The sequence below is a fragment of the Micromonospora sp. DT48 genome (genome assembly GCF_049844495.1).
Classification (GTDB): domain Bacteria; phylum Actinomycetota; class Actinomycetes; order Mycobacteriales; family Micromonosporaceae; genus Micromonospora.
Map to the genome: position 1 here is coordinate 109,013 of NZ_JBNCLE010000008.1, position 22,983 is coordinate 131,995.

Sequence of the window (22,983 nt, forward strand, 5' to 3'; positions counted from 1 at the left end):
CTGTCGCGGCGGTTGAACCGTGGTGGGCAGACAGCTGAACTGGAACGAGTACGCCACGGCGTGGGCCCGGTTGCACGGCGGTTTCGATCCCCGGGCCGCCACGCCGGTGGTGCGCGGTTGGCTGCGCTTCTCCTACCACGTCGGGTTCCTGCTGGGTCGGCTACGGGTCGGCCCGACCGCGGTGACGGTGGTCGGGGTGCTGCTCTGCTTCTGCGTACCGCTGTTCGCGGTCCGGTCGGGCGACGGGCCGTTCCTGGGCGCGTTGTTCGTGCTGCTCGCCTCGGTCGCCGACAGCGTCGACGGGGCGGTGGCGGTGGCCACCGGGCGCACCACCCGCCTCGGCTACGTCTACGACTCACTGGCCGACCGGCTCGGCGAGGCCGCCTGGCTGGTGGCGTTCTGGCTGATCGGCGCGCCAGGGGCGCTGGTCGCCGCAGCCGGTGCGCTGTCCTGGCTGCACGAGTACGTCCGCGCCCGCGCGGTCGCCGCCGGCATGCGGGAGATCGGCGCGGTCACCGTGGGGGAGCGGCCCACCCGGGTCTGCGTGGCCGTGGCGGGGCTGCTGCTGGCGGGTCTGAGCGGGCTGATCGAGACGGACCTGGCGGCCGGCACCATCACCATGGCGACCGCCGTCTGGGTGCTGCTCGCCGCCTTCGGGCTGGGGCAGCTGCTCTCCGCCGTCCGCCGGGCGTTGATCGACGCCGGCTGAGCGGTCCCCGGGGTACCGCCGGGGGACTCCGGGGGGCACCGCCCGACTGGCCGCGCCTGTTGGGTGTGCCAGCGCGCCTGGCGGGCGTTAGCAAGGGGCCCTTCCTCTACCGCAGGCGTTAGTAGGGGGCCCTTCCTTACACCTACCAGGCGGGACCGATCGCCTCGGCGACGATCTGCGCGGACAGGGTCACCATCGGCAGGCCACCGCCCGGATGACTGGAGCCGCCGACCAGCCACAGGCCCCGGGCCGGTCCCCGGTTGGCCGGGCGGAGCAAACCACCGGCGGTGCCGTAGATGGTGCCGCCCGGCGCGCCGGTGGCGGCGGCCAGGTCGGCCGGAGTACGGACATCGCGGAACACCAGTCGGTCGCGTACGTCCACGCCGCGTTCGGCCAGCACGTCGAGGATCCGGTCGGCGTACGCCTGCGCCAGCCCCGGCCGACGCCAGTCGATCGCCCCCGGTGCGGTGCCCTGCCGGGCGGCGTTGACCAGCACGAACCACGCCTCGTGCCCGGCCGGACGGACGGCCGCATCGTCCGCCACGGTGACGAAGACAGTCGGGTCGGCGGCCGGGCGGGCCCGCAGTCCCCGCCCCGGATCACCGAAGACCGCGTCGAACTCGGCGTCGTAGTCGGCGGGGAAGAAGACGTTGTGGTGGGCCAGCCCGGAGTCGCCGCGTACGCCGAGCAGCAGCACGAAACCGGCCAGGCTGCGGTCGGTGAGCGCGGCCAGCCGGCGCGGGTCGGGCAGTAGATCGCGGTAGACGCTGAGCGCGTCGACGTTGGCCACCACCACGTCGGCCGGGATCGGGGTGGTCGAGTCGGCGACGCGTACCCCGTGCACCCGACCGCCCACCGCGTCGATCCGGCTGACCGTGGTGCCGGTACGCACCACCACCCCCAGGTCCAGGCAGCGCGACAGCAGCGCGTCGGCGAGGCTGCCCAGCCCGCCACGCAGATACCAGCCGCCGAAGGCCAGCTCGGCGTAGGGAACCGCGACCAGTGCGGCCGGTGCGCGGCGCGGGTCGGCGCCGGTGTAGGTGGCGTACCGGTCCAGCAGCATCCGCAGTCGTGGCTCGGAGATCAGGGAACGGCCCAGCCCACGGAGGCTCTGACCGGGCCGGATCGCGGCCAGGTCGCCCAGCCGCCAGGCCAACCGGGCCAGGTCACGGGGAGAGTCGACGCGGCGGCGCAGGATGTCGCGTTCGGAGGCCCGCCACACCCGGGCGGCCCGGCGCCACAGCCGCTGCCAGTCGGCGGCGGCGCGGTCGCCGAGGGCCGCACCGATCCGGGCGGTGAACTCGGCCGGGTCGGCGCAGGAGTCGAGCACCGGGCCGCCACCGGGGAAGACGTGCCGCACGATCGGGTCCAGCGGCACCAGGTCGAGGTACTCGTCGAGCTTCGCCCCGGTCGCCTCGAACAGCTCGTGGAAGACCTCGGGCAGGGTGAGCAGGCTGGGACCGGTGTCGAAGTGGAACGAGCCCTCGGGGGTGTCGTGGCTGTGCCGTCCGAGTTTGCCGCCGACCTGCTCGGCGCGTTCGAGGACGGTCACCTGATGCCCGGTGACGGCCAGTCGGGCCGCGGTGGCCAGCCCACCCACCCCGGCGCCGACGACCACGATCCGCGCCATGTCGCGCCCCCTCGCCCGAACCTTCAGCCGATCGGGCGACCGCGCCAGGACAGGCGCCGTCGCTTACGCAGATGGTACGACCGCAGGGTCAACCAACCGAGGATCGCGACCGACACGGGGTGGCCCAGCGCGTCGGGCCATGCCCGGCCGCCGGTGGCGCGGGCGCTGACCACCCGCCCGGCCACCCCGGCCAGGTACGCGCCCACCGCGATCCCGGCCACCATCGGCGCCCCGGCGAGCAGTGCCGCGACGGCCACCACGGGTGGTGCGGTGTAGAGCGTCAGCAGCAGGGCCAGCACCACGGCCGCGCCGGCCGGGTGCCCGAACGAGGCCCACAACGACTTGGTGTAGCCGTCGCGCAGTTGCGGCCAGTCCTCGTACATCCGGCAACTGGCCAGCCGGGAGCCGTCGGCGAGGGCGATCCGACCACCGGCCCGCTTCACCGCCCGGGCCAGCTCGATGTCCTCCAACACCCGGTCGGCGACCGCCGCGTGCCCACCGGCGCGCAGGTAGCCGTCGCGGTCGACGACCAGGAACTGTCCGCCGGCAGCGGCCAGCGACGGTCGCGGCGACCGTTCCATCGCCCGCAGCGGCAGGAAGGTCAGCCACAACCACTGCAACAGCGGCTGCACCAGCCGGTCGGCCGCCGAGCGCACCACGATCCGTGGGTACGGCGACAGCAGTGTCGCCCCGGCGGCGCGTAGCTCGGTGACCGCCGCCGCCACCGCGTACGGGTCGAGCACCACGTCGGCGTCGACGAAGACCAGTGCGGTGACGGGCTCCTCGACGCGGGTGGCCAACTGCCAGCAGGCGTGTGGTTTGCCCAGCCAGCCCGGTGGCGGGGTCACCCCGGTGAGCAGGGTGACCCGGGGATCGTCGGCGACGATCGCGCGCACCACGTCGGCGGTGCCGTCGGTGGAGCCGTCGTCGAGCACCATCACGCGCAGCCCGGGAACCGCCCGCTGGGCGAGCAGGGCGCGCAGGCACGGGGTGACCCGGTCGGCCTCGTCGCGCAGCGGCAGCAGCACCGCCACCGTCTCGGTGACCTCCGTCGGCCGGTCGGTCGGTCGGCGCAGCCAGCGACCGGCGTTGACCACGGTGTGCAGGGTCAGCACGCTCACGCCGAGCAGCAGGACCAGCGCTACGGTCATGCCGCCACGTCGAGCGCGTCGGTCGGGGAGCGCGGCGGACCGGTGTGGTCGCGGGTCCGCCCGGCCCGCAGCAGGGCCACGGCCAGCGGCACGGCGACCACCGCCATGCCGACCGCCCCCCACACCGCCGAGGCGGGCAGGTCGAGGAAGACGGCGTGGGCCAGCACGCTGGAGCCGTACGTCCACAGGTAGAGCGCGAACATCGGGTGATCGCCGTCGCCGGTGCCGGTCACGGTGGGCCCGGCGAGCGGGCGCAGCGCGGTCATCATCAGCACCGCGAACAGCAGCCAACCCAGGTAGTTGCTGACCGGGATGCCGGGCAGCCCGGGTAGGGCCGGAGTGGGAGCACGCCACACCCAGTGCCCCTCGGCCACCATCTGCGGGTCGAGGAAGAGGTCCCAGGCGGCCAACCCGACGGTGGCCAACGCGATCCGCACCGGCCAGCGCCACCGGCCGGGTGACCCGCCGGTGAGTCGGGTGGCCGCCAGCCAGGCGGGCCAGGCCATCCAGGTCCAGGCCAGCGGGATGATCAGCGGCACGCCGGCCAGTTTCGGGCCGAGCTGGCCGGAGTAGTCGTAGCTGCCGAACGGGAAACCGGTGGCCACGCCGAGCGCCTCGATGGCGAACCCGCCGCCGGTGGCCACCGCGACCAGCGCCGCTGCCGCCCGAGGCCCCCGGCTGAGCAGGGCGTGACCGACCGAGAGCAGGTAGCCGAGCACGACGGTGGCCACGGTCAGCCGGGCCCGGGTGACCCCGTCGGTCAGCGGGTAGCAGATCTGCGCCAGCACCAGCAGGGCCAGCATGGTCCAGGCGTAGCCCCGGACCGGTGACCGTGCGGTCATGACCGCACCGGTGGTGGTGTGGATTCCGGCGCGGGTAGCGGCAGGTCCCGGCCGAGCACCCCGAACGGACGCTCGTCGCCGGGGAACCGGAAGTCGCGCAGCACGTCGACGAAGCCGAACCGGCGGTACAGCCGCCAGGCGCGCGAGGTCTGCTCGTCGGCTTCCGGGGTGGACAGCAGGGTGGTGGCACCCTCGGCCATGGTGAGCAGGGCGCGCAGTTGCCCGGCGCCCAGCCCGTGCCCCTGGGCCGGTGGTCGTACGTGCAGCTCGACCACCTCGAAGCAGTCGGTCAGCCACCGCCGACGGGCGGCCTGGTCCAGGGCCCGCCAGACCTGGTCGTGCCACCACTGGCCGGTGGCGCCGACGTAGCCGTAGCCGAACCCGGCCAGCTGGCCGGTGTTGGTGAGGCTGGCCACGGCGCGGAAGCCGGGCCGGCGTACGTGGGTGGCGATGTAGCCACGACGGGCCTCCAGCAGGTCGGCGCGGTAACCCATCGCCTCGCCGTAGACGGCCACCACGTCGTCCAGCCGTCGGAGGAGATCGTCCGGCGTCCACCGCACCAACCTCATGCCCGTCCACCCTTCGCCGGGTCACCGTCGTCGGTGACCCACCCCAGTACCGTTCGGTCGCCGACCACGTCCCGCACCTCGAACCGGGCGAAGAGTTCCTCCGCGTACCACCGTTGGGTCTCCGTCCGGGTGATCGCGGCTCGGTGCTGCGGGTGACGGTACGCGAACGCCACGAGATCCGCCGGTTCGCGCCACACGCTGACGGTGCCCTGCCAGCCCAGCGGCGCCTCGCCGACGCCGAAGCGGGCCAGCAGCCCGGGTGCCGTGTGCAGGGCCGCGGCCACCGGCGGGACCGCCCGCCAGAAGGTGAGTGCCCGGGTGGGTCGTAGTCGGGCCCGGGTCAGCGCCAACACCGGGCCGGCGACCCGGCCGCCGGTCGGGTCACCGAACGGCCGCCGTCTCGACCACTCACCCCGGCTGGTCAGTGGGCGCAGGTCGAGGCGGACATCCGCGCGGGCGAGACCGGACCAGGCCCGCGCCACGGATGAGTCGGCGAACCGGGCGGCTGCGGCGGGGGAGTCCCAGACGGTCAGCGCCGCCCAACGGGTCAGGTCCGCGTCGCCGGGCCCGAAGCCGGTGCCGGTCCCGGTGCCGAGCAGCTTGCCGAAGCGTACGCCGGGCAGCGCGCGCAGCCGGCGCGGGTCGAGCGCCATCCGGGTCAGCGCCCGACCCACGGCGGCCGGCGCGATCCGCCACACGTGCAGGGTGACCAACTCGGGGACGCTCTCCGGGCGCCTCACGCCGCCACCTCGCTGCGCCCGCCGTCGGCGCGAGGCACCACTCTCCGCTCGCTTCGCTCGTTCACGCCACGTCGGTCGGCGTTCCGCCGGTGACCCGCAGCAGTTCGGCGTAGGTGATGGGGAAGACCGCCCGGGGCACGCCGCCGGCGGCCCAGATCTCGTCGTACTTCTCCAGGGCGGTGTCGACGAGCGTGCGCAGCGGCTGCGGGTGACCGACCGGGGCGACCCCGCCGATCACCTGCCCGGTGTGCTCCTTGACGAACTGCGGGGTGGCCCGGCGCAGCCGGGTGACGGCGAGCCGGTCCGCCAGAGCGGTGGTGTCGACCCGGTGCGCGCCGGAGGTGAGCACCAACAACGGGGCTCCATCGGCGTCGAAGACGAGCGAGTTGGCGATGGCGCCGACGTCGACGCCGAGCGCCTCGGCGGCGGCTGCGGCGGTGTGCACGGCGTCGGGCAGCAGGCGGACCGTGGCGGGCGCGTCGGAGCCGTCCCGGGCGTTCGCGGCGTCGAGGGCGTCCTGCACCGCCCGGACGTTCGGGTGTGACTGCATGCCGCCATTCTTGCCGGTACGCGGGCCGTACGCGCAGTCGGCCACGTCGCCGGGGGCGGAAACGTCGCGGTCGTCGCGGCCCGGTCGCCGCCGTGCGTCACCCGACCGGCCCGCGCCGGTGGCAGGCGACGGCGGCGCGGTTGCGCGACTGAGCCGGTCGATGGTGTCGGCGCGTCACACGTTGCGTTTTCGTCGGTGGGAGGGTGTACTGTCAGCAGTAGTTAGAACGAGTGTTCGATTGCCTCGAACGTTCGTTCCAACCCCTCTCGGAGGCGGGTGTTTCGCGGCACCGGCTTCCGACAGGTGCGGTGCCGCGGACCGCACCTGGGCCCCGGGCAGTCGCGAGTCCGGGCCCGTCAGGCAGGCCGTCGTCCGCCGCCCAACGACCCCCGGGCGGCGGACGACGGACCCGCCGGTACGCCGGTCGGGTGTGGTGTGGGGAAGCTCCACGCCCGGCCGGCCATCCACCTGGTGCGTCTTCCTCCGCACCGACCGCCGCGGGCTTGCGTGTCGACGGGCCACCGTCCACGTGCCTGCCCGCCCCGGCTCATCTGGAGGAGACCATGCCGACCAGTCCGGCTCAGGCACCGACGGTGCCCGCGCATGTGCTGCCGCACCGCACTCCCGTCCAGTTGCTCGCGGTCGCCCGACAGGGGCTCGCCGAAGCCGCCCGGACCGCCCCCGACGGCCTCCGGTACGCCGCCGCCCATCTCGCGGCCCTGCGCGCCGCCGCGGCGGTGCTCGCCGCCCGCGCCCGCCCCGCGCCCGTCCGGCGTCACCGGATCACCAACGTCTGGGTTCTGCTCGCCGGCGTCGCCCCCGAACTCGACGAGTGGGCCCGCTACTTCGCCCTCGGCGCGGGCAAACGGGCCGCCGCCGAGGCCGGCATACCCCGGGTGGTGACCGCCCGGGAGGCCGACGACCTGCTCCGCGCCGCCGAGGAGTTCGTGACGGTGGTGGAAACGGCGCTCGGCCTGGCGCACCAGCCGGCGATCGAGGGTCTCGTCGCCTGAGCCGCGGCGTCCGGCCACCACGGCGGGACCCAGGGTGGCCGGACGCCGCCCCGCCACGCGTACTTCTTTGTGATCCACGACAGCACCATCCACGGGCCGGATGCCCGGGGCGACGACGGGGGAGGTCCGATGGCGGGCCGCATGGTGGTCGGTTCCGCCGCGCTGGCCGGGCTGGTCCGCCCGGCCAGCGCACCCGACCCGGCGGGTGGGCACCGGGTGCTGCCCGTGCGGCCCGAGCTGACCGGGTTGCTGCCCAACCGGGGTCTGCGGCGCGGCAGCACCGTCGCGGTCGGCGTCGGGCGGCATCGGCACAGCGGCACCACCTCGTTGCTGCTCGCGTTGCTCGCCGAGGCGTCCCGCGCCGGGTCCTGGTGCGCCGTGGTCGGGATACCGACCTTCGGGGCCGGGGCGGCGGCCGAGGCCGGCATCGTCCTGGACCGGCTCGCCCTGGTGCCGCAGCCCGGCCCGGACTGGCCCACCGTGGTCGCCGCGCTCATCGACGGGGTCGATGTGGTGGTCACCGCGGTCCCGTCCACCGTCTCCGCCTCGGTCGCCGACCGGTTGGCCGCGCGTGCCCGGCAACGGGGCAGCGTGCTGGTGCCGTACGGCCGGTGGGACGGCGCGGACGTGACGCTCCAGGTGGTCCGTGGCATCTGGCAGGGGCTCGGCGCGGGGCGGGGACGGCTGCGCCGTCGGGAGGTGACCATCTCGGCGCGCGGCCGGGGGGCCGCCGCCCGCCCCAAGGAGCTCACGGTGTGGCTGCCCGGTGCCGAGACGACCCGGGTCATCCCCCGGTCGGCACCGGTCGGTCGGCCGGAGACCGCGCTACGCGTGGTGGCCTCGGCATGAGCGTCCACCCCCAGGCAGACCGTCAGCTCGGTGCGCGTCAGTTCGGTGCGCTCCGGGCTGGTGGTTGTGGAGTCGGTGGGTCGACCGCTGGTGGGTCAGTGGCCGGGGCCGGCTCGTCGGATGGGCCGGGGGCGGGTGGCACCTGCGGTTCGCCACAGCGCCGTGGCGAGCCAGAGCAGCCCGGCACCGATCAGCACGCCGTGGGAGATCCGGACCGCCGGCGGGGTGAAGAACTGGGGCAGGAAGAGCAGGAACCCGAGGGCGAACGGCACCCCGCTGAGCCGGGGCAGCAGGTTGTCGCGCCAGATCGCCACCGCGGCGAGGGCGGCGCCGACGCCGAGCGCCGCCAGGCCGATCCCGAAGGTGGAGGCCGCGATCGGGTGGTACCGCACCTGATCGGCCAGGGCGAGCAGGTCGATCTGTGGGTTGGTGGTGGCCTGGCGGGCGATCGCGTGCAGGCCGAACGCCTCGGCGCCGTAGTAGGGCAGCACCAGACCGGTGCCGACGGTGCTGGTGACGAAGGCGGCCACGAGGGTGCGGTCCGACCCGGTATCGGCGACGGTCCGGGCGAGGGCCAGCAGGCCGAGCGGCACCAGGATGAAACCGATCATGGCGAAGGTGTGCGAGGGCACCCAGGTGCTGGCGGACATCGAGGCGAGGGCGCCGGCCGCGGTGGATTCGTCGTGCCAGGGGCGCAGGGCGGGATAGAGGACGAACATGACGGCCGCGGCGGCGAGGGCGGCGGCACCGGCTCGGATCCGGTTCATTGCGGACTCCTTGACGGCCCTGCGGGCCGGATGAGGGGCAGGGGCGGCGGGGACCGCCGCAGTGGAGCATTCGCGGCGCGGCAACACCTAGCTTACTGCTGTAGCCAAAAAGCTAATGCCATTAGCTTTCGGGGTCAAGTCGGCCTGGTCGTGATCAAGACCAGCTCGAGGTACGGCCGATGACACGGAGCTTGCTGCTCTGGTGCCCGGACTGGCCGGTGCTCGCCGCCGAGATAGTCGACGGGGTGCCGGCCACCGGGCCGGTGGCGGTGCTGCACGCCAACCGGGTCCTCGCCTGCTCCGAACAGGCCAGGGCCGAGGGGGTACGCCGAGGGCTGCGTCGGCGGGAGGCGCAGCGGCGCTGCCCGGGGCTGACCGTCGTCGCCCACGATCCGGGGCGGGATGCGCGGGCCTTCGAGCCGGTGGTGGCCGCGATCGAGGAGGTGGCGGTCGGGGTCGAGGTGATCCGCCCCGGCGCCTGCGCGTTGCCCGCCCGGGGGCCGAGCCGCTACCTCGGCGGTGAGGAGGCGGCAGCCGAACGGATCGTCGAGCACGTCGCGCAGAGCTGCGCGGTGGAGAGCCAGGTCGGTGTCGCCGACGGGGTCTTCGCCGCCGGGTTGGCCGCCCGGCAGGGGCGGATCGTGCCGCCCGGCGAGACACCGGAGTTCCTGGCCGCCCAGCCCGTCGAGGCGCTCGGTCGGCCCGCTCTGGCCGACCTGCTGCGCCGGCTCGGAGTGCGTACGCTCGGCGACTTCGCCGCGCTGCCCGCAGGTGACGTGCTGGCCCGGTTCGGCTTCGACGGGGCGCTGGCGCACCGGCTGGCCGCCGGCCGGGACGACCGCCCGCTCGCGGCCCGGCGACCCCCGGTCGACCTGACGGTCACCACCGACCTCGACGAGCCGATCGAGCGGGTCGACGTCGCGGCGTTCGCCGCCCGGACGCTGGCCGAACGGTTGCACGAGCGGCTCGCCGGGCACGGGCTGGCCTGCACCCGGCTCGGCATCGAGGCGGTCACCGCGCACGGCCAGGAGCTGCACCGGGTCTGGCGGCACGACGGTCTGCTGAGCGCGGCGGCGATCGCCGACCGGGTCCGTTGGCAACTGGACGGCTGGCTCACCGGCGCTCGCCGGGCCGGCCCGGCCCGACCCACCGCCGGGATCATCCGGCTGCGGCTGGTGCCGGACGGGGTGCTGGCCCAGGCGGGCCTGCAACCCGGGCTGTGGGGCGAGATCGGCGCGGAACGCGAGCGGGCGCACCGGGCGCTGAGCCGGGTGCAGGGACTGCTCGGCCCCGAGGCGGTGGTCACCGCAGTGCTCGGTGGCGGGCGGTCTCCGGCCGACCAGACCCGGCTGGTGCCCTGGGGCGACGAACGCCTCCCGGCCCGTCCCGGTCCGGCCGAACCCGGACGATCCTGGCCCGGTCCGGCCGAACCCGTCGGACGATCCTGGCCCGGTCCGGACGCCCGGCCCGCCGTCACGGAGGCGACCGGCCCGGGTGACGGGCCGGCGCGCGGTGGATCGGCCAGTTCCCGCCGTCGGCGGGCGGGCACCGGGGCGGCCGTGCCCTCCTGGCCGGGGCGGCTGCCACCACCCTCGCCCGCCGTGGTGCTGCCGACCCCGCTGGCCGCGAGTGTGCTCGACGCCACCGGCGCGCCGGTCGTGGTGAGCGCACGACTGACGGTCAGCGCCTCACCGGCCCGACTGGGTGTCGCCACCCCGGCGGTGGCCACCGGCTCCGATCCCACCTTCGTTTCCGTCGTTCCCCCCGCCACCGCGTCGGCCGAGATCGTCGGCTGGGCCGGTCCGTGGCCGGTCGACGAGCGGTGGTGGGCCCCGGCCGAGGCCCGTCGCCGGGCCCGTTTCCAGGTCTGCCTGGCCGACGGCAGTGCCCTGCTGCTCGCCGTCGAAGGTGGTCGTTGGTGGGTGGAGGCGATCTATGACTGACGGGGATAGCGCGTTCCGGGGGCGGTCACGCACCACGATCGCGGTGAGGTGGGGGCGGTGAGCTTCCACAATCCCCGGTTGCCGTGGGCGGAGTTGGAGCGGGTGCTCTCCGGGCGGGGCGAGGGCGGGCGAGGTGCCGACGGCGGTGGGCAGCGGCACCTGCACGTGGTGGATCCCCTCGCGGTCGACGCCGACGGGGGCGACTCGCCGGCCTGGAGCCGACGGCGGGAGCACTACCGGCCGCCGGAGCTGACCCGACCCGACGACGTGCCGCCGTACGCCGAACTGCACGCGCACACCAACTTCAGTTTCCTCGACGGGGCCAGCCACCCCGAGGAACTGGCCGAGGAGGCCGTCCGGTTGGGGCTCACCGCGCTCGCCGTCACCGACCATGACGGCTTCTACGGTGTGGTGCGGTTCGCCGAGGCGGCCCGCGTACTGGACCTGCCCACCGTCTTCGGCGCGGAGCTGTCCCTCGGTCTGCCCGGCCCGCAGCACGGGGTCCCCGACCCACACGGCAACCACCTGCTGGTGCTGGCCCACGGCCACGAGGGGTACGCCCGGCTGGCCACCACGATCTCCCGCGCCCAGCTGCGGGGCGGTGAGAAGGGCCGCCCGGTCTACGGCGAGCTGGAGGAGATCGCCGCCGACCTGCGGGACCACGTGCTGGTGCTCACCGGCTGCCGCAAGGGGCACGTGCCGGCCGCCCTGCTCACCGAGGGGGTCGACGCGGCGGCCCGCGAACTGGACCGGCTCACCGCGTTGTTCGGCGCGGAGACGGTGGCGGTGGAGCTGACCGACCACGGGCATCCGGTCGACGGCGACCGCAACGACGCCCTGGCCGAGCTGGCGGCCGAGGCCGGGCTGCCCACGGTGGCCACGAACAACGTGCACTACGCCGCCCCGGGGCGACGTCGGCTGGCCACCACGCTGGCCGCCGTCCGGGCCCGGCGCAGCCTGGACGAGATCGACGGCTGGCTGCCCGCCGCGGGCACCGCACACCTGCGCAGCGGTGCCGAGATGGCGGCCCGGTTCGCCGCCTACCCGGGCGCGGTGGCCCGAGCCGCCGAGTTCGGCGCGGAACTCGCCTTCGACCTCCAGCTGGTCGCGCCGCGACTGCCCGCGTACCCGGTGCCGCCGGGGCACAGCGAGATGAGCTGGCTGCGTCACCTCACCGAGGTCGGCGCGCGGGAACGCTACGGCCCGCGCGAGGCGCATCCGCAGGCGTACGCGCAGCTCGACCACGAGCTGAACATGATCGAGGAGCTGGGGTTCCCCGGTTACTTCCTGGTGGTGTACGACATCGTCGACTTCTGCCGCCGGAAGGACATCTACTGCCAGGGGCGGGGCTCGGCGGCGAACTCGGCGGTCTGCTACGCGCTGCGGATCACCAACGTGGACGCGGTCCGGCACCGGCTACTGTTCGAGCGGTTCCTCGCCCCCGAACGGGACGGACCGCCCGACATCGACGTGGACATCGAGTCCGACCGTCGGGAGGAGGTCATCCAGCACGTCTACACCCGCTACGGCCGGGAGCACACCGCCCAGGTCGCCAACGTCATCTCCTACCGGCCCCGCTCGGCGGTGCGGGACGTGGCCAAGGCGTTCGGCTTCTCGCCGGGCCAGCAGGACGCCTGGAGCAAGCAGATCGACCGGTGGGGCGAGGTGGCCACGGTGGACGTACCGGAGATCCCCGAGCAGGTGGTCGCGTACGCCAACGAGCTACAGACGTTCCCCCGGCACCTGGGCATCCACTCCGGCGGCATGGTGATCTGCGACCGGCCGGTGATCGAGGTCTGCCCGGTGGAGTGGGGACGGATGCCCGGCCGCAGCGTGCTCCAGTGGGACAAGGACGACTGCGCCGCCGTCGGTCTGGTCAAGTTCGACCTGCTCGGTCTCGGCATGTTGTCCGCCCTGCACTACGGGTACGACATGATCGGGATGAGCCTGGATCTCGGTGACATGGCGCTGGACGACCCCGAGGTCTACGACATGCTCTGCCGGGCCGACTCGGTCGGGGTGTTCCAGGTGGAGAGCCGCGCCCAGATGGCCACTCTGCCCCGGCTCAAGCCCCGGACCTTCTACGACCTGGTGGTCGAGGTGGCGCTGATCCGTCCCGGGCCGATCCAGGGCGGCTCGGTGCACCCGTACATCCGGCGCAAGAACGGTCAGGAGCCGGTGACCTACCCGCATCCGCTGATGCGCAACGCGTTGGAGAAGACCCTCGGCGTGCCGCTGTTCCAGGAGCAGCTCATGCAGCTCGCCATCGACCTGGCCGGCTTCGACGCCGCCGAGGCCGACCAACTGCGCCGGGCGATGGGCGCCAAACGGTCGGTGCGGCGGATGGAGCAGATCGCCGACCGGCTCTACCGGGGCATGGCCGAGCGCGGCATCACCGGCGAGCTGGCCGACGACGTCTACCGCAAGCTCACCGCGTTCGCCAGTTACGGCTTCCCGGAGAGCCACGCGATGAGCTTCGCCTACCTGGTGTACGCCAGTTCCTGGCTGAAGCGCTATCACCCCGGTCCGTTCCTGGCCGCGCTGTTGAGCGCCCAGCCGATGGGTTTCTACTCGCCGCAGACCCTGGTCGACGACGCCCGCCGGCACGGCGTGGAGGTACGCCGACCGGACGTCAACGCCAGCGGCGCGAAGCCGGTGCTGGAGTCCACCCCGGACACCCGTTGGGGCAGCCGGGCGGGGGAGCCGCCGCACGCCTGGGGGCTGGGCGGTCCGGCGGTCCGACTCGGGCTGTCCAGCGTGCGTACCCTCGGCGACGGCGTGGCCGAGCGGATCGAGGCCGAGCGGGCGGCGAACGGCCCGTACCGCGACCTGGCGGACCTGGCCCGGCGGGCGGGCCTGACCGCCGGGCAGATGGAGGCGCTGGCCACCGCCGACGCCTTCGCCTGTTTCGGGTTGACCCGGCGGCAGGCGCTCTGGGCGGCCGGCGCGGCGGCTCAGGAGCGGCCCGACCGGTTGCCCGGCACGGTCACCGGCACGGCGGCGCCCGTGCTGCCCGGGATGGAGGAGGTGGACCGTCTGGTCGCCGACGTCTGGGCCACCGGGTTGTCGCCGGAGAGCCATCCGGCCCGGTTCATCCGCGCCCAGCTGGACGCGGTGGGCGCGGTGCCGATCGACCGGTTGGGTCGGGTGGAGCCGGGTCGGCGGATCCGGGTCGGCGGGATCGTCACCCACCGGCAGCGCCCGGCGACGGCGGGGGGAGTCACCTTCCTCAACCTGGAGGACGAGACCGGCATGCTCAACGTCACCTGTTCGCCCGGGCTGTGGCAGCGGCACCGGCGGGTGGCGCGCACCAGCGCGGCGTTGGTGGTGCGGGGGCGGTTGCAGCGGCACGAGGGAGTGGTGAATCTGGTCGCCGACCGGCTGGACGCGATCGAGCCACCGGTCCGCCCCACCTCCCGCGACTTCCGCTGACTCATCGACGGCGGGCAGGTGCCCCCTGACGATCTCCTCCGGTCTGACTAGGCTCGACCGGGTGGAACAGACCTCAGGCCCGGCCGGGCCGCCGCTCACCCCCCGTACCGCCGTGGTCTGGTCGGTGCTGCGCGCCGAGCTGGACCGCCGACCGGCCACCGAGCTGACCGTGCTGGACGTGGGGGGTGGCACCGGCGGGTTCGCGGTGCCCCTGGCCCGGGCCGGGCACCGGGTGACCGTGGTCGACGCCAGTCCGGACGCGCTCGCCGCGCTCAGCCGCCGGGCCGCGGAGGCCGGGGTGGCCGAGCGGGTACGCGCGGTGCAGGGCGACGGTGACGCGTTGGTCGGGCTGATCGAGCCGACCAGCGTCGACCTGGTGCTCTGCCACTCCGTGTTGGAGGTCGTCGACGACCCGAAACCTGTGGTGTCCGCGTTGGTGGGCGTGCTGCGACCGGGTGGGGCGGCGAGCGTACTGGTCGCCGGACGGGCCGCCGCGGTGCTCGGCCGGGCGACGAACGGGCACCTCGATGTGGCGGCGACGCTGGCCACCGACCCGGCGGGAGCCGCCGGTGCCCGGGACACCCTGCGCCGCCGCTTCGACGTCGAGGGCGCCGCCGCGCTGTTGTCCGCCGCCGGGCTGACCGTGGAGGAGATCCACGGCGTACGCGTCCTCGCCGACCTGCTGCCCGCGACGGTGGCGGACGGTCAGGCCGGCGCCCTGGTCGAGTTGGAACGGACGTTGGCCGGGCGACCACCCTGGCGGGACATCGCCGCCCAGCTGCACCTGTTCGCCCGTCGGCCGGCATGACCGGCCCCGCCGGCACCCCCGTTCCCGGCGCCGAGTCGGTGTTAGGAGGGGGCCCTTCCTATACATCAGGCGTTAACAAGGTGCCCTTCCTTACTCCCGTCGCGCCGGGGTACGGCGGTGCAAGCCTCGCCGACGTGCTGCCCAGCGCCCTGGCCGTGCTCGGTGTCCCCGGTGCCCCGGACCCGCTCGGCCTGACCGCCGAACTGTCCGGGGTACGCCGGATCGCGGTGCTGCTGGTCGACGGTCTCGGCTGGTACCAGATCCCGACCGCCGCGCCGCACGCGCCGACCCTGGCCGGGTTGGCCGCCACGTCGAGCCGACCGCTCACCTCCGGTTTCCCCTCCACCACCCCCACCAGCCTGGTCACCCTGGGCACCGGCGTGACGCCCGGCGAGCACGGGGTGGTCGGCTTCACCGTGCGGGTCCCGGGCACCGAGCGGGTGCTCAACCACATCGAGTGGAACGACGGCGACCCCGATCCACTGCGCTGGCAGCCGGTCCCCACCCAGTTGGAACGGGCCCGGGCGGCCGGAGTGGCGGTGACCGTGGTGAGTCGCCCGGAGTTCGGCGGTACCGGTCTGACCCTGGCCGCGAACCGGGGCGGTGACTACCGGGGCGCGGCCGGGGTCGACGAGGTGGCCGCCACCACGCTGGCCGCGCTGCGCGCCGGAACCGGCCCGACCCTGGTTTCCGCTTACCACCCGGACATCGACCGGCACGGCCACTTCAGTGGCGTCGACTCGCTGCCGTGGCGGCTGGCGGTGACCGAGTTGGACGGGCTGCTGGCCCGACTGGTGGACGGGCTGCCGTCCGATGCCGCGCTGTTGGTGACCGCCGACCACGGGCAGCTCAACATTCCCGACGGAGACCGGTTCGACCTGGACACCGATCCTCGGCTGACCGCCGGGGTGCGGGTGGTCGCGGGCGAGCCCCGGCTGCGCTACCTGCACGTCGCCCCGGGGGCCACCGCCGACGTGGTGGCGGCCTGGTCGGCCGTGCTCGGCTCCGCCGCCCGGGTGCTGACCCGCGAGGAGGCGGTGGCCACCGGCCGGTTCGGGCCGGTGACCGCCGCCCACCTGGACCGGATCGGCGACGTGGTGGTGGCCTGTAACGACACGTACGCCGTGATGGCCAGTCGTTCGGAACCGCCGATCCTGTCCCGGTTGGTGGCCTTCCACGGCGCGGACACCGCGGCCGAGATGACGATTCCGCTGCTGGTGGTGCGGGGCTGACCGGCGGGAATGTCAGCGGCTCGGGCTAGTCTGCGCCGGTGGGTCGCAGCCAGTCGCTGCCTCGGGGTGGCGATTCCCGGTTCGCACCCGGCGCCGACGACGCCGGGTGCCCGATCCTGCACGTCGACATGGACGCCTTCTACGCCTCGGTGGAGGTCCGTCGCCGACCCGAGCTACGCGGCCGGGCCGTGGTGGTCGGTGGGATCGGTCCGCGCGGGGTGGTCAGCTCGGCCAGCTACGAGGCCCGACGTTTCGGCGTACGCAGCGCCATGCCCATGATGCGGGCCCGCGCTCTCTGCCCGCACGCGGTCTTCCTCGCTCCCGACTTCGCCGGCTACACGGCGGCCTCGCGGGCGGTCATGCAGATCTTCCGTGACGTCACGCCGCTGGTCGAGCCGCTCTCCCTGGACGAGGCGTTCCTCGACGTGGCTGGTGCCCGGCGGCTGTTCGGGTCGCCGACGGCGATCGCCCGCCGGATCCGGGAGCGGGTCGCCGCCGAGCAGGGGCTGACCTGCTCGGTGGGGGTGGCTCCGAGCAAGTTCGTGGCCAAGCTCGGCTCGACCCGGGCCAAGCCCGACGGTCTGCTGGTGGTGCCGGCCGACCTGGTGATCGAGTTCCTCCATCCGCTTCCGGTCGGCGCGCTGTGGGGGGTGGGGGAGCGTTCCGAGCAGGCCCTGCTGCGGCTCGGCCTGCGTACCGTCGGTGACCTGGCGCAGGCTCCGCTGGGGATGCTGCGGACCGCGCTCGGCGAGGCGGTCGCCGCGCACCTGCACGAGCTGTCCTGGGGGCGCGATCCCCGCCGGGTCAGCCCGGAGCAGGTGGAGAAGTCGATCGGCGCGGAGGTCACCTTCGACGTGGACGTCGACGATCCGGCCGAGATCCGCCGGACGCTGCTCGCCCTGGCCGAGAAGGTCGGTGCCCGGCTGCGGGCCGCCGGGCAGGTGGGGCGGACGATCTCGCTCAAGGTGCGTACCGCCGATTTCCGCACGGTGAGCCGGGCCCGCACCCTGGACGTGCCCACCGATGTGGCTCGGGAGATGTTCGACACGTCCTGGGCGCTCTACACCGCGTTGAACCCGGGTGAACGGATTCGCCTGCTCGGTGTCCGGGCGGAGGGTCTGTCGGTGGCGGCCGAGACACCGCGACAGCTCGCCCTGGGGCAGCCGGAGCGGGGGTGGCGGGAGGCGGAGGTCGCGGCGGACGCGGCGGCTGCCCGTTTCGGGCGGTCCGTCATAGGCCCGGCCAGTCTTCTCAGCGGGCGCGATCTGCGACGAAATGAAAATCCGACCCGGCCGTAGGTCGTCCCGCTTTCCGACGCGCGAGGGCCCTCGTAGACTTGCGGGTAAGCAGCCGGTTGGCTGCCACGGTCTGTCGGTCCGACCGGACCGACCAACGTGACCGGGGAGGAGTGCCGTGCCGCTCTCGGAGCACGAGCAGCGGCTGTTCGAGCAGATCGAGCGGTCGCTTGCCGAGGACCCCAAGTTCGCCTCGGCCGTGCGCGCCAGCGATCCGCGTTTCCACGCGCGGCGTCGCCTGCTCGTCGCTGCCGGCGTGATCATCGCTGGTTTGGCGTTGCTGGTTTATGGCGCGGTGATCAAGACTCCGCCACTGGCAGTGGCGGGATTCGTTGTCATGCTGGCCTCGGCCGCGTTCGCGGTGCAGTCGCACCGTCGGGCGCAGTCACCTGACCTGCACGTCGTCGGGGGCACGGCGACTCGTCGTCGCTCCCGGGGTCGAGCCGGCCGGAGGTCGGGCTTCCTCGACCGGATGGAGGACCGGTGGCGGCAGCGCCCGGAGGGGCACCGCTGACCCCGTTCCGCTAAGCGCGGTGATCAAGAAGTTTGCGTCGGCTCCAGCACTGATTCCGACGCAAACTCCTTGATCACCTCGACGGTCAGCGGGGGCGGGTGGCGATGAGGCGGCGCGGGCTGAAGCGCAGCAGCCTTCGGCGCAGCTGCCCGCCGGAGTTCACCAGTCGTGACGAGGTGTCCGCGATGGCGGTGCGCCACCGGTACAACACCGATGGCGGCAATGCGGACGCCATCAGCCGGGTCCGTCGCCCTGCCTGCTCGGCGAGCGCGCCGCGCACCTTTCGCAAGGCGGCCGGCAGCGGTTCGCCGGTCAGCGGGTCCCGGGCGTAGCGGGCCCGTTCCTCCGCCCGCCCGAGCAGCCGCGCCGCCGACGCCGCGTCGGTGTGCGCGACCAGCGGTTCCCGGGCCAACCGTTCCGCCGTGGCCCGGGGCGTCTCCGTCCGGTCCACCCTGACCCGGTAGTCGACGAGCGTGTCGATCAGCTCATCCCAGGCCGCGTGCGCGTCGGCCCGCGCCCGGTCCGGATCGGTGACGACCATCGTGACCGGTTGCCCGGCCCCGGACGGGGCCACGTCCGGCGCGTCCACCGACCGTACCGCCGGTGCCGGACGAGCCCGACGGCGGCGCAGCGCCAGCCGGCGCAGCGCGGGCACGGCGAGCAGGAGCAGCAGCGCCATGACTCCGGCGGCGACCAGCCAGGGCCAGCGGGGCCGCTGAGCGGCGGGAGTGTCCGAGCCGCTCAGCGCGCCCGGGTCCGCACCCTCCTCGAACCGGTTCGGTCCCTGCTCCGCCTCGGTCGACGGATCCGTCTCGTCGGGGGTGTCCGAGGTGCCGCCCTGCGGCGTGGTCTCCTCCGGGGCGTCCACGTCCGGTGCCCACGCCGAGCGGGTCGAGCCGGGCACGCCGTAGGCGGGGGTGGCGTCGAAGGGCACCCAGCCGATCTGGTCGAAGTAGACCTCCGTCCAGGCGTGCAGGTTGCGGTTGGTCAGGGTGAGGGTGTTGTCGCTGCGTCGGCTGCCGTTGGTGAAGCCGAAGGCGACCCGGGCCGGGATCCCCGCGTCGCGGACCATCCAGGCCAGCGCCGCGGCGTACTGCTGGCAGTAGCCGACCTTGTTCTCCAGGAAGTCGAGGATCGCCTGGCCGCTGGTGCCCTGCTCGGTGCTGAGCCGGTAGCTGAAGCCGTTGTCCTCGGAGAAGTAGTCGTAGATCGCCCGGACCTTGTCGTACTCGGTGCGCGCACCCCGGATCAGCTCTCCCACCAGGGCCCGGACCTCCGGCACGTCCGGCGTCGCGGTCTGCTGCCGGCGCAGCGGCAGGTCCGCCGGCAGCGGTTGGGCCCGCCGCAGCGCCTGCGGGGTGTACGACGAGCGTACGTAGTCGAAGGAGTACTCCCTGCCACGGGAGTTCTCCCGGTTGGAGAAGACGACCTGGAGGGTGGGGTCGTAGAACCAGTTGTTGTTCAGGTCGGCGAAGTCGACCGGCTCGGCGTAGACCGGCAGCAGCGGCATGTTCAGGTCCCGGCTCACCTGCACGGTGGCCCGTTGCCGGGTCCGTTCGACGCCGGGCAGCGACCGCCGCGACGGGTCGGGCAGCTCGCCGTTGACCCGCCTGCCGTTGGGCCCGCGCACCCGGAAACCGTCGGTACGCAGGTCGTCGGCGACCCCGAAACGCAGGTAGAACGGGTCCTTCTCGGTGGTGGTGACCGTAACCAGGTTGGTCACCTGGGACTGGTTGAGCTGCCCGCTGAGCGCGGCGAAGAGGTCGACCCGGCCGGGGGAGCCGCCGAAACCCGGACCGCCGCCGGAGCCGACGCCGGAGTTCAGCGTGCTCATCAGCCCCACGGTCATGCCCGGCACGGCCAACGGCACCAGCACGGCCACCGCCAGACCCACCACCGCCAGCCGCCGACCGGCGGCGGACAGCGGCGACGCCTCCCAGACGTCGACGTCGCGGCCATCGCCGGTGAACCGCCGGCCGAACCGGCGGACCCGGTCCACGTTGTCGGTGACCAGCAGCCACAGGAAACCGGCGGCACCGATCACGAACGGCACCGGCGGGACGCTGTCCACGTAGACGGCCACCGGCACCGAGTAGATGGCCAGCATCGGCAGACCGGCCAGGGCGGGACGACGAAGCCCGACGCAGAGCACATCCACCAGCACCGCCACCCCGCCGATGCCGAGCACGGTGATGAACAGCAGCGGGTCGGTGTCCGGCACCTTCACGCCGTGCGAGCGCATGTCCTCGACCGAACTGCCGAGCAGCTCCGCGAAGTGCCCGAAGGTGGCCGGGGTGGGTAGCACCGCCAGCAGTTCGGCACCGCTGGGGAACAGCCAGGTCAGCGCGAGCATGAGGCCGCCGACCATGGCCAGGATCTGCACCCACAGCGGGGTCCGGCCGAGCCGGGCCAGCGCCGCCGCGGCGGCCACCGCGGCCACCGCGATGACTGCCTGGACCAGCCACGTCCAGCTCGCGAAGATGGCCGACAACGGCGCTGACGCGAGCAGCGTCGCGCCGGCGGCCACCAGGCCCAGGTTCCGATGGGCGATCATGAGGGGGACCTTCCGTTCATCGCACGCCACCGGCCACGGTCTCGGCCATCGCCGCGCGCAGCGCGAACCCCTGCGAGCCCCGCCCGGCCTGCGGCCAGAGCGCCGGCAGCCGGCCGCCGTGGTCCACGCCGATCACCCGCCAGCCCGAATGCAGCAGCGCCAGCGCCGCCGCGTCGTGCGCCTGGTCGGCCTCGGCCCGCGCGGGTGTCGGCAGGTTCAGCCAGGCGGAGCTGTCCAGCAGGAAGCAGACACAGGTGGCGCCGTTGGCCCGCAGCCCGGCCAACAACTCCGCTTCGGCGGTGCTCAGCGAGCCGAACAAACCGATGATCAACCCGCCGTCGGAGCGCTGCCGGACGTGCTGCACCGCAGTGGTGATCTCGACCCGCTGGTCCAGCCGGACCTCGGCGAGCTGGTCGAGCAGCAGACCGTCACCGACGCCCTCGGCGGCGTCGACGTCCGCGCCCGCGCCGGTCACCAGCCGCAGCTTGTAACCGGCCTGCCGCAGGTGCACGGCGATGCTGGCGGCGGCCGAGACCGCCCACTCGAAGCTGGCCGTCGGGCCGTCGCCGTGATGGCCGTACGCGCGGGTGTCCAGCAGCACCGTCGCGCGGCTCTCCCAGGGCTGCTCCTCGCGCCGCACCATCAGCTCGCCGGTGCGCGCGGTCGACTTCCAGTGCACCCGGCGCAGGTCGTCACCGCGCCGGTACTCCCGGGTGGCCGTGTCGTCCTCACCGTGCACCGCCACCGAGCGGGCCCGGCTCTCGCCGCTGCCGGCGTACTCGCCGGGCAGGCGCACCGACGGCAGCGGGATCACCTGCGGGACCACCGTGAGGCGGTCGGTGCTGGGGAAGGAACGGGTGAGTTCGCAGAGGCCGAAGGGGTCGGTCATCCGGACCACCAGCGGGCCCACCTCGTACCGGCCCCGCACGTCGGCGCGCACCGTGTAGGCCACGGAACTCGCCTGGTGCGCGCCGAGCCGCTCCAGCACCACCCGGGGGCGGCTGCCGAGCGCGTACGGGAGACGGTCCTCCAGCAGCAGGGTGCCGGTGGGCAACCGGGACATGTTCTGCAGGCGCAGCACCACCCGCGCGGTCGCGCCGACCGGCACCCGGTGCGGTTCCAGCGACCGGTGGCAGGCGAGCTTGTAGCGGCTCCGGCCGACGTAGAGCGCGGCGAGCAACGGTAGGACGGCCAGCAGCACGGCCACCCGCAGCAGGTCCTTCTCGCCGAGGATGCCGGCGGAGATGGCCGCCGCCGCAGCGGCGGCCAGGAAGGATCGGCCGCGGGTGGTCAGCCCACGCAGCCCGGCCCGCACGTCACGGCCTCCGCGGCTCGAAGGGCGCCCGGCCGTTACCGCTCTGCGGCCGTGTGTCGTACGGCGAGCGCTTGCGGTCATGCGGCAGCGGCAGCCGGTGCACCAGGTCGGCGACGATCGCGTCGGTGGTACGCCGGGCGAGCTGAGCGTCGGCCGTGGGGATGATCCGGTGCGCCAGCACCGGCACGGCGAGGACCTGGAGGTCGTCGGGCAGGACGTAGTCACGCCCGTCGAGGGCGGCCACCGCGCGGGCGGTACGCAGCAGTTGCAGCGTGCACCGGGGGGAGGCGCCCAACCGCAGGTCGGGTGACTCGCGGGTGGCGGTGACCAGATCGACCGCGTACTGCTTGACCGCGTCGGCGACATGCACCTGCCGTACGTGACCGATCAGCCGGCGGACGGTGTCGGCGTCGGAGACCGGCCGCAGCCCGGAGAGCGGATCGACCGCGCCGTGCCCGTCGAGCATGGCCAACTCGGCGGTCGGGTCCGGGTACCCCATGGCGATGCGGGCGGTGAACCGGTCGCGCTGCGCCTCCGGCAGCGGGTAGGTGCCCTCCATCTCGATCGGGTTCTGGGTGGCGATCACCATGAACGGCGTCTGCAACTGGTAGGTCACCCCGTCGACGGTGACCTGCCGTTCCTCCATGCACTCCAGCAACGCGGACTGGGTCTTCGGCGAGGCCCGGTTGATCTCGTCGCCGACGACCAGGTTGGCGAAGACGGCACCCGGACGGAACTCGAAGTCGTGGGTCTCCTGGTTGTAGACGCTGACTCCGGTGACGTCGCTGGGCAGCAGGTCGGGGGTGAACTGGATGCGGCGTACCGAACAGTCGATCGACCGGGCCAACGCCTTGGCCAGTTTGGTCTTGCCGACGCCGGGCACATCCTCGATGAGCAGGTGACCCTCGGCGAGCAGGACGGCCAGCGCGAGCCGCACGGTCGCGGTCTTGCCCTCGATGACCTGTTCGATGTTGGTCACGATCGCGTCACTCGCGGCGTGGAACTCGTCGTACGGCAGCAGACCGCCAACGTCGTCCCAGGTCTGTTGTGTCACGGGCCTCCTCCTCGTC

Annotated in this window: 19 protein-coding genes; 9 read left to right on the forward strand and 10 right to left on the reverse strand. The window is 73.9% G+C overall.

What is annotated here, in order from left to right; all coding sequences use genetic code 11:
* The first annotated feature begins 19 nt into the window (after positions 1 to 19).
* Positions 20 to 709: a CDP-alcohol phosphatidyltransferase family protein gene (locus tag ACLQ2S_RS10600; RefSeq protein WP_309223433.1), complete on the forward strand. Its 690-nt coding sequence runs from the start codon at positions 20 to 22 to the stop codon at positions 707 to 709.
* 142 nt (positions 710 to 851) lie between these two features.
* Here the strand turns inward: ACLQ2S_RS10600 and ACLQ2S_RS10605 are convergent, their stop codons facing one another.
* The 6 genes from ACLQ2S_RS10605 to ACLQ2S_RS10630 form a co-directional block, all read right to left on the reverse strand.
* Complete coding sequence (locus ACLQ2S_RS10605; RefSeq protein ID WP_155219202.1) at positions 852 to 2,339, reverse strand: phytoene desaturase family protein; 1,488 nt, start codon at positions 2,337 to 2,339, stop codon at positions 852 to 854.
* 23 nt (positions 2,340 to 2,362) lie between these two features.
* The gene (locus tag ACLQ2S_RS10610; RefSeq protein WP_425701611.1) at positions 2,363 to 3,490 is read right to left on the reverse strand and encodes a glycosyltransferase; all 1,128 of its coding nucleotides are present in this window, start codon (positions 3,488 to 3,490) and stop codon (positions 2,363 to 2,365) included.
* Positions 3,487 to 4,332 carry a carotenoid biosynthesis protein gene (locus tag ACLQ2S_RS10615; protein ID WP_155219197.1) on the reverse strand — a complete coding sequence of 282 codons (846 nt, stop codon included), beginning with the start codon at positions 4,330 to 4,332 and terminating at the stop codon, positions 3,487 to 3,489. Before ACLQ2S_RS10615 ends, ACLQ2S_RS10610 begins: the two co-directional genes overlap by 4 nt.
* Positions 4,329 to 4,901 (reverse strand): GNAT family N-acetyltransferase, encoded by a 573-nt coding sequence (locus ACLQ2S_RS10620; protein ID WP_155219194.1) that lies wholly within the window; start codon positions 4,899 to 4,901, stop codon positions 4,329 to 4,331. The genes ACLQ2S_RS10615 and ACLQ2S_RS10620 overlap by 4 nt, the downstream gene beginning before the upstream one ends.
* Positions 4,898 to 5,641 (reverse strand): monooxygenase, encoded by a 744-nt coding sequence (locus ACLQ2S_RS10625; protein WP_309223432.1) that lies wholly within the window; start codon positions 5,639 to 5,641, stop codon positions 4,898 to 4,900. The genes ACLQ2S_RS10620 and ACLQ2S_RS10625 overlap by 4 nt, the downstream gene beginning before the upstream one ends.
* Before the next feature lie 61 nt (positions 5,642 to 5,702).
* On the reverse strand, positions 5,703 to 6,191 hold the full coding sequence (locus ACLQ2S_RS10630) for a YbaK/EbsC family protein (RefSeq protein ID WP_155219192.1): 489 nt from the start codon (positions 6,189 to 6,191) through the stop codon (positions 5,703 to 5,705).
* A gap of 563 nt (positions 6,192 to 6,754) precedes the next feature.
* On the opposite strand from ACLQ2S_RS10630, the gene ACLQ2S_RS10635 reads away from it, so the two are divergent.
* Positions 6,755 to 7,204, forward strand: coding sequence for an SAV_6107 family HEPN domain-containing protein (locus tag ACLQ2S_RS10635; RefSeq protein WP_155219188.1), 450 nt, complete (start codon positions 6,755 to 6,757; stop codon positions 7,202 to 7,204).
* 129 nt (positions 7,205 to 7,333) lie between these two features.
* Positions 7,334 to 8,053 carry a hypothetical protein gene (locus tag ACLQ2S_RS10640; protein ID WP_425701612.1) on the forward strand — a complete coding sequence of 240 codons (720 nt, stop codon included), beginning with the start codon at positions 7,334 to 7,336 and terminating at the stop codon, positions 8,051 to 8,053.
* A gap of 95 nt (positions 8,054 to 8,148) precedes the next feature.
* On the opposite strand, the gene ACLQ2S_RS10645 is transcribed toward ACLQ2S_RS10640, so the two are convergent.
* Positions 8,149 to 8,820, reverse strand: coding sequence for a hypothetical protein (locus tag ACLQ2S_RS10645; RefSeq protein ID WP_155219182.1), 672 nt, complete (start codon positions 8,818 to 8,820; stop codon positions 8,149 to 8,151).
* 179 nt (positions 8,821 to 8,999) lie between these two features.
* Between ACLQ2S_RS10645 and ACLQ2S_RS10650 the strand changes: the two genes are divergently transcribed.
* The 6 genes from ACLQ2S_RS10650 to ACLQ2S_RS10675 all read left to right on the forward strand — a co-directional run bounded on the left by ACLQ2S_RS10650 (position 9,000) and on the right by ACLQ2S_RS10675 (position 18,044).
* The gene (locus tag ACLQ2S_RS10650) at positions 9,000 to 10,763 is read left to right on the forward strand and encodes a DNA polymerase Y family protein (RefSeq protein WP_155219179.1); all 1,764 of its coding nucleotides are present in this window, start codon (positions 9,000 to 9,002) and stop codon (positions 10,761 to 10,763) included.
* Positions 10,764 to 10,820: 57 nt separating this feature from the next.
* The gene (locus tag ACLQ2S_RS10655; protein WP_309223431.1) at positions 10,821 to 14,195 is read left to right on the forward strand and encodes an error-prone DNA polymerase; all 3,375 of its coding nucleotides are present in this window, start codon (positions 10,821 to 10,823) and stop codon (positions 14,193 to 14,195) included.
* 43 nt (positions 14,196 to 14,238) lie between these two features.
* The gene (locus ACLQ2S_RS10660) at positions 14,239 to 15,003 is read left to right on the forward strand and encodes a methyltransferase domain-containing protein (protein ID WP_155219176.1); all 765 of its coding nucleotides are present in this window, start codon (positions 14,239 to 14,241) and stop codon (positions 15,001 to 15,003) included.
* Positions 15,000 to 16,235, forward strand: coding sequence for an alkaline phosphatase family protein (locus ACLQ2S_RS10665; protein WP_425701613.1), 1,236 nt, complete (start codon positions 15,000 to 15,002; stop codon positions 16,233 to 16,235). Before ACLQ2S_RS10660 ends, ACLQ2S_RS10665 begins: the two co-directional genes overlap by 4 nt.
* A gap of 38 nt (positions 16,236 to 16,273) precedes the next feature.
* Positions 16,274 to 17,533 carry a DNA polymerase IV gene (locus ACLQ2S_RS10670; protein ID WP_425701614.1) on the forward strand — a complete coding sequence of 420 codons (1,260 nt, stop codon included), beginning with the start codon at positions 16,274 to 16,276 and terminating at the stop codon, positions 17,531 to 17,533.
* A 115-nt stretch (positions 17,534 to 17,648) separates the two neighbouring features.
* Entirely contained in the window at positions 17,649 to 18,044 is a 396-nt protein-coding gene (locus ACLQ2S_RS10675; RefSeq protein ID WP_309223429.1) for a DUF3040 domain-containing protein, read from the forward strand.
* An 85-nt stretch (positions 18,045 to 18,129) separates the two neighbouring features.
* On the opposite strand, the gene ACLQ2S_RS10680 is transcribed toward ACLQ2S_RS10675, so the two are convergent.
* The 3 genes from ACLQ2S_RS10680 to ACLQ2S_RS10690 are packed head-to-tail and all read right to left on the reverse strand — an operon-like array spanning position 18,130 to position 22,967.
* Positions 18,130 to 20,598, reverse strand: a complete 2,469-nt coding sequence (locus tag ACLQ2S_RS10680; RefSeq protein WP_425701615.1) for a transglutaminase TgpA family protein — start codon at positions 20,596 to 20,598, stop codon at positions 18,130 to 18,132.
* Positions 20,599 to 20,614: 16 nt separating this feature from the next.
* Entirely contained in the window at positions 20,615 to 21,913 is a 1,299-nt protein-coding gene (locus tag ACLQ2S_RS10685) for a DUF58 domain-containing protein (RefSeq protein WP_309223428.1), read from the reverse strand.
* 1 nt (position 21,914) lies between these two features.
* Positions 21,915 to 22,967 carry an AAA family ATPase gene (locus tag ACLQ2S_RS10690; protein WP_309223427.1) on the reverse strand — a complete coding sequence of 351 codons (1,053 nt, stop codon included), beginning with the start codon at positions 22,965 to 22,967 and terminating at the stop codon, positions 21,915 to 21,917.
* Between the last annotated feature and the right edge of the window lie 16 nt (positions 22,968 to 22,983).